Below are 9488 nucleotides of genomic sequence, written 5' to 3' on the forward strand. Positions count from 1 at the left end.
AATGCCGAGGAATGGGATCGCCCCGATCACCGCGCCGGAGAGGAATCCGACCACCGGAGCCGCTCGGCGCAATGAAACGGCGACGAGACCGAGACCGAGGATCCCTCCGGCCAGGACGATGATCCCCATGTCGAGCGCGAAGAAGATTCCGGCGGCCGCGAAGACTCCCGCCAGAACGAGATATCGCGCGCGTTCGCGTCTCACGCCGGCGGCCAGGAACCCCAGCGCGACGATCGCAAAAAGGCTTCGCTCGCTCACGAAAGGGCATGTCGCGAGAAAAAGCACGAGTGCCGCGGTTCCCCAGCCGAGGCTTCCGAGCGCGGCGACGGACGCGGCGGCGAGCGCCGGGAGCGCGAGCGCAGTGAAGGCGGCCCGCCGGATTCGAAAGACCTCGAGCGTCGCGCTCGTCCAGCGGAACGCCAGAGCGTCGACGCCGCCGTCGACCCCCCATCCGTGGATCGGATAGGTATCCCGAAACGGGGAGGCGCCGGAAAGATACGCTTTCGCGAAGCCGAGCGCGTGCCCATCCTCGAAGAGATTCACCGGAGAATACGGCTGGTAGTAGGTCGTCCACCCACAAGCGCCCAGGACGAGGAGGGCGCCGGCCCCGAGCAGGCGCGGACGCCCGGAAAGACCGATCCAGGACGAGACGAGGAACACGCCGGCGGCAGCGGCGAGGGCGAACGGCAGAGTCCGAGGAAAGGCGATCGCGATCGCCGCCAGAGGCAGCGAGAGCCCGCACGCCGCCGCCGTCCGCTCGAGCCCGGCGGCGAATCGTCCACGAATCCGCGCGAGGAACGCTCCGGCGATCAGGGCGACGGCGGCCGCGATCGCCAGGTCGAGGATCGGATTCCGCGCGATAGGACGAGCGCCACCGGGATTCGAGAGACGGGCGAGCTCCCAGGCCGCTCCCGTTCCCCCGATCGCGGCGATCCTCCAACGATGCCGCCGCGACAAGAGGCGCCGCACGGCGAACCGGTTCCGGAAAGCGAGGACGAAACCGGCTGCCAGGAGGCCGAGCACGATGCCCGAGGGAATTGCGACGGCCGGGACGACGCCGCGCTTCCACAGCCACGACGCGAGCGCGGCAGCCGCCCCGGCCCACTGGAAGGAGAGGCGGCCGGGACGGGCGCGCCGCTCGAGGAAGCCGGGGAGAGCCCGGCCGAAGAAGAAAGAGAACGCGGGAATCGCGACCACGATGGCTGCGATCTCGGCGAACGTCGCTCCCTTGACGTCTCTCGCCGCATTCTCCGCGCCCGGGATTCCCGGAACCGAGCCGAGACGGAGCGCGAGCTCTCGCACGAGGGGAACCACGGGGATCGCGGCGATCGCGCCGCCGATCGTTCCCAGCAGTACCGGTGGGACCGACGGAGCAGCAGATCGCCCGCTCATGCCATGATCCTCGATTCCCCGGCGATCGCCGTCCGCCCGATCGAAAGAAAACCGCAGGCGAGGACCGTCGTCAGAGTCCGCGCGGACGACCACCCGACCCACATCGAGGGGTCGCTGTTTCCGTTGAGGTAGAACCCGACGTCCGCGGCGAGGAAGAGGCCCGCGGCCGCGACGGGCACCGCCGCGAATCCAAATCGGCGAAATGCCCACGCGGAAGCCGCGAGTGCCAGCCACGGAACGTAGGCATGGTCGTACGAGGCGGTTCGGCCCATCACCGAGAGGATCCGCGGCAGGAATCGAAGTGTGGGCGCGCCGAAGACGTCGGCCCGGTACATCGCGACGAGCCGATGCGCCCGGCAGAACAGGAGCCAGGTCCCGAACGCGAGGGCGGGCGCCGTCGCCAGATGCCAGGCGGACGTCGCCCGACTCCGCCACGAACTCCGGGTGAGCGCGACGGCCGCGAAAGCGACGATCGCCGCGAAGAAGACTCCCTCGATCTTCGCCAGGCCGGCGGCGGCGAGGCAGAGTCCCGCCGTCCATTCCGAGAGCCTTCGCGAGCCGATCGCGGAAAGCGACGCGAGAGCGGCCGTTTCGAAGGCGACGAGAAGGCCGTCCGCGCTTCCGGCGGTGGCCGAAACGAGGTCCGCGAGTCCGAGAGTTCCGACGAAGATGGCGGTGAGCGCGGCGGCCGCTCGCGCGTTCTCCAGGCGGCGCAGGGCCGCGGCATGGAAGATCGCCCCCGTGATCCCCAGGAACCACGGCATCAGGAAAAGAGACGCCCCCCAGGCGAACCTTCCCGCGAACATCGTCGCGAAGGCCTCGACGAACGGGAGGAGCGGAGGGTAGTCGGGGTGCATGAGGTAGTTCGCCGGGCGCGCGAGGAAAGCGACGTCGATTCCGCGGGCCAGGGCGAATCGTTCTCCCTTGGCTCCCCAGAAGAGAACCAGATCGGGGGACGTCGCGCGCGCCGTCGCGGCCGCGTAGGCGACGAGAAGAAGAAACACGGCGGCCGATGCGAGCCACGCGGCGGCCGGCCGGGACCGGTAGGGCGCGAGGCGCGATCGGCCGCCGGCGAGGGATGCGATCCCGAACGCCGCCGGCGGCGCAAGGAGGAGCGGAATGGACCATCGGACGCCGGCGACGCCCGTGACGAGCATCTCGAAACCGACCACCGCGATTCCCACTGCACCGGTCGCCCCGAAAAACGCGATGGCGCCGCGCGGCCTCGCCGGAAGAGAAAAGAGCACCGACGCGCCGACGGCATGAACCACAGCGAACGCGAAGAGAAAACGGAACCCCGGATTCAGGGAGCACCTCGCCGGAGGCACCCGTCGGGCCAGCGGATGGCGTCGGCCGGGGCATCACGGGAAGCCGCGCAGCGATAAACCGCGACGTAGTCGACGCGTGCCGCCGCCGCGGCCTCGTCCGGCAGGACGACCCGATTCTTCGGCAGCTGGCCGATTGCGACGAGGAGGTTCGGGTCGTCCGCGGGGGCGACGACCGAAACCGCCGCCCCGGGAGGAAGCGAGCGCCGGACCTCGGACAGAAATGCGAGATAGGGTGCCATCTGCCTCGGCTCGGGGCGGCCGTTGGAGAGCACCGTCGACGGCGCATGGAACGTGAGGGGTCCGGTCCTCGCGATCTGCCGGATCATTTCCGCGAACAGGATCGCGATGCAGGTCGCGGCGACCACGATCGAAGACCGCGGGAACTGCCGCTTCGGGTCAGCGGGCGGAATCACGGCGGACGAAGAAATTCGACCCATTGTACGGGCCGAAGGCGATCTCCGTCGCGGTCCGGCTTCCTCTTCCGCTCTCGGCTGTCGGAATCGTGCGATCGCGGCGAACGTTCCGCCCGGTACAGTCGACGCCACGATGTTTTTGCTGCCGTTGGCGTACGCCCGTGCGGCGCGGGCGTCTCTCATTCTGGACGGCTCGCGTGTTCCCCTTTCGTTCGGGAATTACGCGTTCGTCGCGGTGCGGTGCCCGGAGGGCCGCCACCGGATCGAGCTGCGGTTTCGCCCCGTCTCGTTCAGGCTCGGCGTCGGGAGCTGCGCTCTCGCGATCGGAGCGGTGCTGGTCGCCTCCCGGCGGCGTCGCCGGGCGTGACCGTCCGCGCGAGCTTCCGCAGCCGCGCCAGGTTCTTCCGGTCCCAGTCGAGGTCCTTGTCTTTCGGGGTCTCGAGGAACTTCGGAATCGCCGCGAGGCGCGGATCGGTCATGACGTTGCGGAAGCCCGCGTCGCCGATCGCACCCCTGCCGATGTGTTCGTGGCGGTCGACGCGCGAGCCGAGATCCTTCTTCGAGTCGTTGACGTGCATCGCCCGGAGAGCCGAAAGACCGAGCGCGCGGTCGAAAGCCTCGATCGTTTCGGCGTACCCCTCCGGCGTCCTCAGCTCGTAGCCGGCGGCGAAGACGTGACAGGTATCGAGGCAGACGCCGAGGCGTTCCGGGTTCCTCGACGCGCCGATGACGTCGCGGAGCTCCTCGAACCGGGCTCCGACGCAGGCGCCCTGGCCGGCCGCGGTCTCCAGCCAGATCGACGCGCGGGAGTCCGCGCGGCGAAACGCGTCGTCGAGCATCTTCGCGACGCGCTTCACGCCGGCCGCGAGGCCGCTCTCCCCGCGGGAGCCCGGGTGGAGAACGAGCGCCGGGACGCCGAGGCGCTCGCACCGTTCGAGCTCCTCCGCCAGCGCCGCCGTGGATTTCCGCCGAAACAGCGGATTCGCGCCCGCCGCGTTGATCAGGTAGGAGGAATGCGCGACCACCGAGAGCAGCCCGGCGTTCGCGCGCGCCGCGCGGAAGGTTTCCGCCTCTTCGTCCGCGATCTCCTTTCCGATCCAGCGATTGGAGTTCTTGACGAAGATCTGCAGCACGCGGCTCCCCGTCGCGACCGCCCGCTCGACGGCGTTGGGCGTTCCTCCGGCGATCGAGTGATGCGCGCCGAGGGGAAGGTCGGAGACGGAGTCGCGCGTCACGAGTCGAAAGTCGCGAGTCCGGAGCGGATTTCGTCTCGGCTCTTCGAAACGCCTCTGATGCATCTCATCGGCCCGTTTCCGATCCGCGGCTGGCGACGGAAATCGGGATCGGGTTTTCCGAATCGTCGACTCGCCACCGGAACCCATCGCCGACTCGAGACTCGCGACGGACGGACCCGCGACTCCGTCTACGACGGTTCCTTGTCGAAGTCCCGCCGGATCTCGTCGCCGATCCGCCGGGTCACGAAGATCTGCTTGAGGTAGTTGAGCGACGTGATCGCGAAAGGAACGCCGACGGCCGAGAACGGAGCTCCCATCGCCGCGAGCGCCAGATGGCGAGCCTTCTCGCCGGCCGTGAACTCCGGGTTCGAGAAGTTGAAGACGCTCCCGTAGTAGCGGACCACCTGCGTGTAGACCTCGCTGATCAGGTGGGAGAACCCGATTTCCGTCCCCCAGACGTAGCACTGGCCGGTCCGGATGCTGTCGAGATAGGCGGGAAGCGAGTCGCATTCGGCGACGGTGAACACCTTCGCGAGCGGCGTCAGCGTGTGCGCGTCGGAGCCGGCCACGAGCGAAACGCGGCCGTTCTTGGCCCGGACGAGGGCCATGAGGTCCTCGACGAGTCGGTTGTGGTGCGAGGTCATCGCGCCGTTCTTCACCTCGAACATGTCGAACATCGCGAGCATCTCTTCGAAGTAGCGCCGCGGCGAGTTCCGCATCCGGTAGTTCTGGAACATGTGGTTGGCCGAGAAGACGAGGTCTTCGCCCTTGAGGTAGGCGACGAGGTCGTAGATGTTCTCGCGCAGCCGGCTGATCTCGCGGTGCTGCGCTTCGGTCAGGTTGAAGATGTTGACGTGGATCCTCTGGCGCGTGTCGGGGAACCACGTCTCCGCTTCCTCGGAGATGAAGAAGTCGGCCGCGTCCGGGTGGTCGTTCAGGTACGCCTTGCACCCGTCGATCGAATCGTGGTCCGTGAAGGTGACGTAGTCCATCCCGCGCTCCTTCGCGGTGCGGTACACGTCCTCCGGCTTGTTGTAGCAGTCGCGGGTGTTGGCGACGCGGAAGTACTTGAACGTCGAATAGATCGAATGGCAGTGGAGATCCGCCTTCTTGAAGCGGGGGTCGGACATCCAGTCCGGCGGTATCTCGAGACGGGGCTCCACGGCTTCAGTCTCTTGCGAGCCCCGTTCCAAGTCAACCGGATCAACCGGCGCGGAACCGGCTCGTGACCCGTTTTCCGTGCTAACTTCCGCGCGTGCGCCGGATCCTCTTTCGCGCCGCCTTCGGCGCGGCGCTCGTCGCGGTCTTCGCCGTCTTCGGCTGGCTCTCGTTCGAGAAGTCGGTTCTCGGGCGGTCGATTCTCGTCCCGAACCTCGTCGGCCGCGACCTCGACCAGGCCGCCAAGACGGCGGGCGACGCGGGGCTCGATCTCCGCGTGGAAAAGGGGAGGGACCGCTGGGACGAGAAGGTCCCGGCGCACGGCGTCCTCCTGCAGAGCCCGTCGGTCGGATCGTTCGTCAAGCCCGGCCAGACGGTGCGGGTCGTTCTTTCGCTCGGTCCGCGGACGATCCACGTTCCCGATCTCGCCGGGCTCTCGCCGCGGGCGGCGTCCCTCGCGTTGTCGCGCGCGTCGCTCACCCTGGGGGCGGTCTCGTCCGACCGGGAGACGCAGACCGCGGGCATCACGTCCCAGAGCCCCGCTCCCGACGCTCCCGCCGCCGACGGGGCGCCGGTCGGCGTCCTCGTCAACCGCGGCGCTCCCGATCGCCTCTTCGTGATGCCCGATCTGGTCGGGCACGACGCCGAGCACGAAAGGGAGCGCCTGACGAAGCTCGGGTTCAAGGTCGGCGCGATCCACTACGAGGAATACGAAGGCCTCGCCGCCGACACGATCCTCAAGCAGTATCCCCCGGCGGGGTACCCCTGTTCGCCGCGCGATCCCGTCACGTTCACGGCGGCCCGGGCGGTCCGGCCGTGAGCGCCGTCCGGATCGCTCCCTCGATCCTCGCCGCGGACTTCGCCCGCCTCTCCGATGCGCTCGCGGCCGCCCGCGAGGGAGGCGCGGACCTGGTGCACGTCGACGTCATGGACGGCCGGTTCGTCCCGACGCTCACGTTCGGCTGGACGATGGTCGAAGCTCTCCGGAAGGCGACCGACCTTCCGCTCGACATCCACCTCATGATCGACCGGCCCGAGGAAACGCTCGATCGATACCTTTGCGGCGTTCAGCTCGTTTCGGTCCACGTGGAGTCGACCGCCCACCTGCACCGGTGCCTCGAGCGGATCCGGTCCGGGGGCGCGTCGGCCGGGGCCGCGATCAATCCCGCGACCCCCGCGCGGGCCCTCGAGGCCGTGACCGGGGACGTGGACCACGTGCTCGTGATGTCGGTCAACCCCGGCTGGGGGGGCCAGAAATTCATCGGCTCGACTTATGACAAAATCCGGGGGATGAAGCCGATGCTCTCCGGGAGAGAGATTCCCATCGAGATCGACGGGGGGGTCACCCTCGAGAACGCCGCCGCCTGCCGGGCGGCCGGCGCGGACATCCTCGTCGCGGGGACGTCGGTGTACGGCCAGCCCGACCCGCCCGCCGCGATCCGCGCGATCCGCCGCGCGGCGGCGGCCGCGGAGGTCGCGAAGTGAAGCGGCTCGGCGCGATCCTCGGGGTCGTCGCGTTTCTCGCCGCGTGCGCGGGAACGAAGAAGCCGGACAAGATCACGAAGGATCTGCTGGCGCAGCCCAAGGAGGTTCTCTTCGAGAAGGGGAAGACCCTCCTCGCGAAGAAGAAGCTCGAGGACGCCCGCAAGTACCTGAATTTCGTCTTCGAGAGCTATCCGAACGACCCCCTCGGCCAGAAGGCCCTTCTCCTGGTCGCGGATTCCTACTTTCAGCAGCGGGGCTCGACCGGCTTCCTCGAAGCGCGCTACCGGTACCGCGATTTCGTGACCCGGTATCCGAGCGCCCCCGACCGAGATTTCGCGCTCTATCGCTACGCGCTCTGCTACGACAAGGAGCACGAGACGCCGGATCGCGACCAGACGAACACCCGGGAGGCGATCAGCCAGTACGAGACCCTTCTCCGGGAATCGCCCGGATCGGCGTACGCCTCCGACGCGAAGAAGCGGGTCGGGTCCCTGAAGGACGTTCTCGCCGAGCACGAGTTCGGCGTCGGCTACTTCTATCTCCGGAAAGGGGACCCGAGCGCGGCCCTGGGACGGTTCCGGTGGGCCGGAGAGCGCTACCCCGACTATTCCGCGAAGGACAAGCTCCTCTTCTACACGGCGGTCGCCCTCGACCGCCTCGGCCAGCGGGACGAAGCGTCGAAGCTCTACGCCTCCGTGACGACGGATTATCCGGGGAGCCCGTGGGCCGTCCGGGTCAAAAAAGAGCACCGCAGCTCGGTTGACAAGGCTCCCGAAAAAAGCTAAGCTCCTGCCCCAGAAAGACTTCCCCTGACCCCTTCTGGAAGGCTGAGGAGACAACCGATGCGCCGGAAATCACTCGCCAATTTTTCAGGAGTCCTGAGCGTCCTCGTCCTGGCCGGTCTCGGCGCCGCGCGCCTCTCGGCGCAGAGCGTCGACGCTCCGCAGCCGATGGGCGCCGAAGCGGACGTGAACTGCTTCGGCTACGTCGGTCCCGAAAACGAGCCGTTTTCCGGAATGCTCGTGTCGGGCGACGCGGTCTACGAGCAGAGTGCCTTCTCGTTCCAGGACGTCGTCTACGCGACCAACGGCGGGATCCGCGCCGGGGACGACTACTGGCTCCTCGCGCCCCGCGACGAGGTCTTCGACATTCCGAACGGGCGGCCGATCGGCCGCTTCACCCAGTACATCGGCAAGGCGCACGCGCTCTGCGTGAAGGACCAGGTCGCGATCCTCGAGATCACCTCCGCGTGCACCGACGTTCCGATCGGAACCATGCTCAAGCCGTTCGATCCGATCCCGGTCCCGCTCGCGCGCCGCACGCCGTCGCTCAACAACTGCGACGAGCCGAGCGGGAAGCAGGTCGGGACGATCGTCTTCTCGCGCGACGGGATCGAGACGCTCTCCGACGGGACCGACGTGATCATCGACATCGGCGCCGACGCGGGCCTCGCCCCGGGCGACTTCCTCACGATCTTCCGCTACGCCGTGCCGCACCAGTACGACATCGACTTCAACGGCGAGCTTCGCTCGTACAAGGCCGACATCGCGCCGCCGCGGACGGTGCTCGGCGAGCTCGCGGTGCTCACCGTCGGCGACCACACGGCGACGGCGCAGATCATCACCATGAGCCACGCGATGCAGGTCGGAGATCTCGTCGAAGTGAAATAGCGCCGCGTCGGCGGCTGTGGTAAGCTTCGCGCCTCTCGTTTTCACAGCCCAGGGAACGTCGTGAGTTTGGAGGCGGCGGCTTGGATCTCGACGCGAAACTTCAGCAGGTCATCGACGAGCTGCTCACGCACGGAATCAGTCTCGATCTCGCCCGAAAAGAATTCGAGAAAAAATACATCTCGGGAGCCGTCAAGCTCTCGTCGGGTAATCTCATTCGAGCCGCCCGCTCGCTCGGCATCCACCGGAACACGCTGCGGCACAAGGTGTCGCTGCTGAAGATCCGGCTTCCCAAAGACCGTCCCCAATAGCTCGCAAGCGCGGCGTTGCATCGAGCCGGCCGGGTGCGTGCCGCCCGGCGTCGGCACGACGTACGCTCGCCGGTACGCCTTAGCCGCCGCCGAGCGACCCGCCTCCCGGCGGGCTCGCGCCCCGCCGCGCCTCGTCGGCGTCTGGGATGTCGACGTTGTTCCTCAGAGCGGCGAATGGACGGCGCGGCGATACGCGCCGTTATACGCGTCCGTCGGGCCCGCGCGTCGGCACGACGTACGCTCGCCGGTACGCCTTGGCCGCCGCCGAGCGACCCGTATCCCGGCGGGCTCGCGCCCCGCCGCCCCTCGTCGTCCTGCAGATTTGACGGAGGCGTCCGTCGGATCCCCGCGATGTTTCGATCCGTTTTGAGCGCGACTCGCGAGAGGGCAATCGATCTCCGACCGCCCGGCCCCGGGGGAACCGGGGAGGGAGCCGAATCGAATGATTTCGGAGAGAAAGGAAGGGGGAGAGAGAAGAAAGCCCGGGAGAGGAACGCTA

Annotated in this window: 10 protein-coding genes; 5 read left to right on the top strand and 5 right to left on the bottom strand. The window is 68.1% G+C overall.

Annotation, left to right across the window (positions count from 1 at the left end):
• The 5 genes from VFS34_04150 to VFS34_04170 form a co-directional block, all read right to left on the bottom strand.
• The coding region (locus VFS34_04150) for a hypothetical protein (protein HET9793633.1) at positions 1-1392 on the bottom strand (1392 nt) is incomplete at its 3' end.
• The gene (locus tag VFS34_04155) at positions 1389-2564 is read right to left on the bottom strand and encodes a hypothetical protein (GenBank protein ID HET9793634.1); all 1176 of its coding nucleotides are present in this window, start codon (positions 2562-2564) and stop codon (positions 1389-1391) included. The genes VFS34_04150 and VFS34_04155, both read right to left, overlap by 4 nt.
• A gap of 131 nt (positions 2565-2695) precedes the next feature.
• Positions 2696-3133, bottom strand: coding sequence for a hypothetical protein (locus VFS34_04160; protein HET9793635.1), 438 nt, complete (start codon positions 3131-3133; stop codon positions 2696-2698).
• A gap of 290 nt (positions 3134-3423) precedes the next feature.
• Positions 3424-4368, bottom strand: coding sequence for a deoxyribonuclease IV (locus VFS34_04165; protein HET9793636.1), 945 nt, complete (start codon positions 4366-4368; stop codon positions 3424-3426).
• Positions 4369-4556: 188 nt separating this feature from the next.
• Positions 4557-5531, bottom strand: coding sequence for a PHP domain-containing protein (locus tag VFS34_04170; GenBank protein HET9793637.1), 975 nt, complete (start codon positions 5529-5531; stop codon positions 4557-4559).
• A gap of 92 nt (positions 5532-5623) precedes the next feature.
• Here VFS34_04170 and VFS34_04175 point away from each other — a divergent pair, with 92 nt between their 5' ends.
• The 5 genes from VFS34_04175 to VFS34_04195 all read left to right on the top strand — a co-directional run bounded on the left by VFS34_04175 (position 5624) and on the right by VFS34_04195 (position 8989).
• Positions 5624-6346, top strand: coding sequence for a PASTA domain-containing protein (locus VFS34_04175; protein HET9793638.1), 723 nt, complete (start codon positions 5624-5626; stop codon positions 6344-6346).
• Positions 6343-7011 (top strand): ribulose-phosphate 3-epimerase, encoded by a 669-nt coding sequence (gene rpe, locus VFS34_04180; GenBank protein HET9793639.1) that lies wholly within the window; start codon positions 6343-6345, stop codon positions 7009-7011. The genes VFS34_04175 and rpe overlap by 4 nt, the downstream gene beginning before the upstream one ends.
• A complete protein-coding gene (gene bamD / locus VFS34_04185; GenBank protein HET9793640.1) occupies positions 7008-7796 on the top strand; it encodes an outer membrane protein assembly factor BamD in 789 nt (262 codons plus the stop codon). Before rpe ends, bamD begins: the two co-directional genes overlap by 4 nt.
• A gap of 57 nt (positions 7797-7853) precedes the next feature.
• The gene (locus VFS34_04190) at positions 7854-8681 is read left to right on the top strand and encodes a hypothetical protein (protein ID HET9793641.1); all 828 of its coding nucleotides are present in this window, start codon (positions 7854-7856) and stop codon (positions 8679-8681) included.
• 80 nt (positions 8682-8761) lie between these two features.
• Positions 8762-8989 carry a helix-turn-helix domain-containing protein gene (locus VFS34_04195; GenBank protein HET9793642.1) on the top strand — a complete coding sequence of 76 codons (228 nt, stop codon included), beginning with the start codon at positions 8762-8764 and terminating at the stop codon, positions 8987-8989.
• The last annotated feature ends 499 nt before the right edge of the window (positions 8990-9488 follow it).

Source organism: Thermoanaerobaculia bacterium, assembly GCA_035717485.1.
GTDB lineage: Bacteria > Acidobacteriota > Thermoanaerobaculia > UBA5066 > DATFVB01 > DATFVB01.

What these genes read in the sequence shown, in the direction of transcription:
- VFS34_04190 (HET9793641.1), top strand. Translation starts at nt 7,854, where the DNA reads ATGCGCCGGAAATCACTCGCCAATTTTTCAGGAGTCCTGAGCGTCCTC.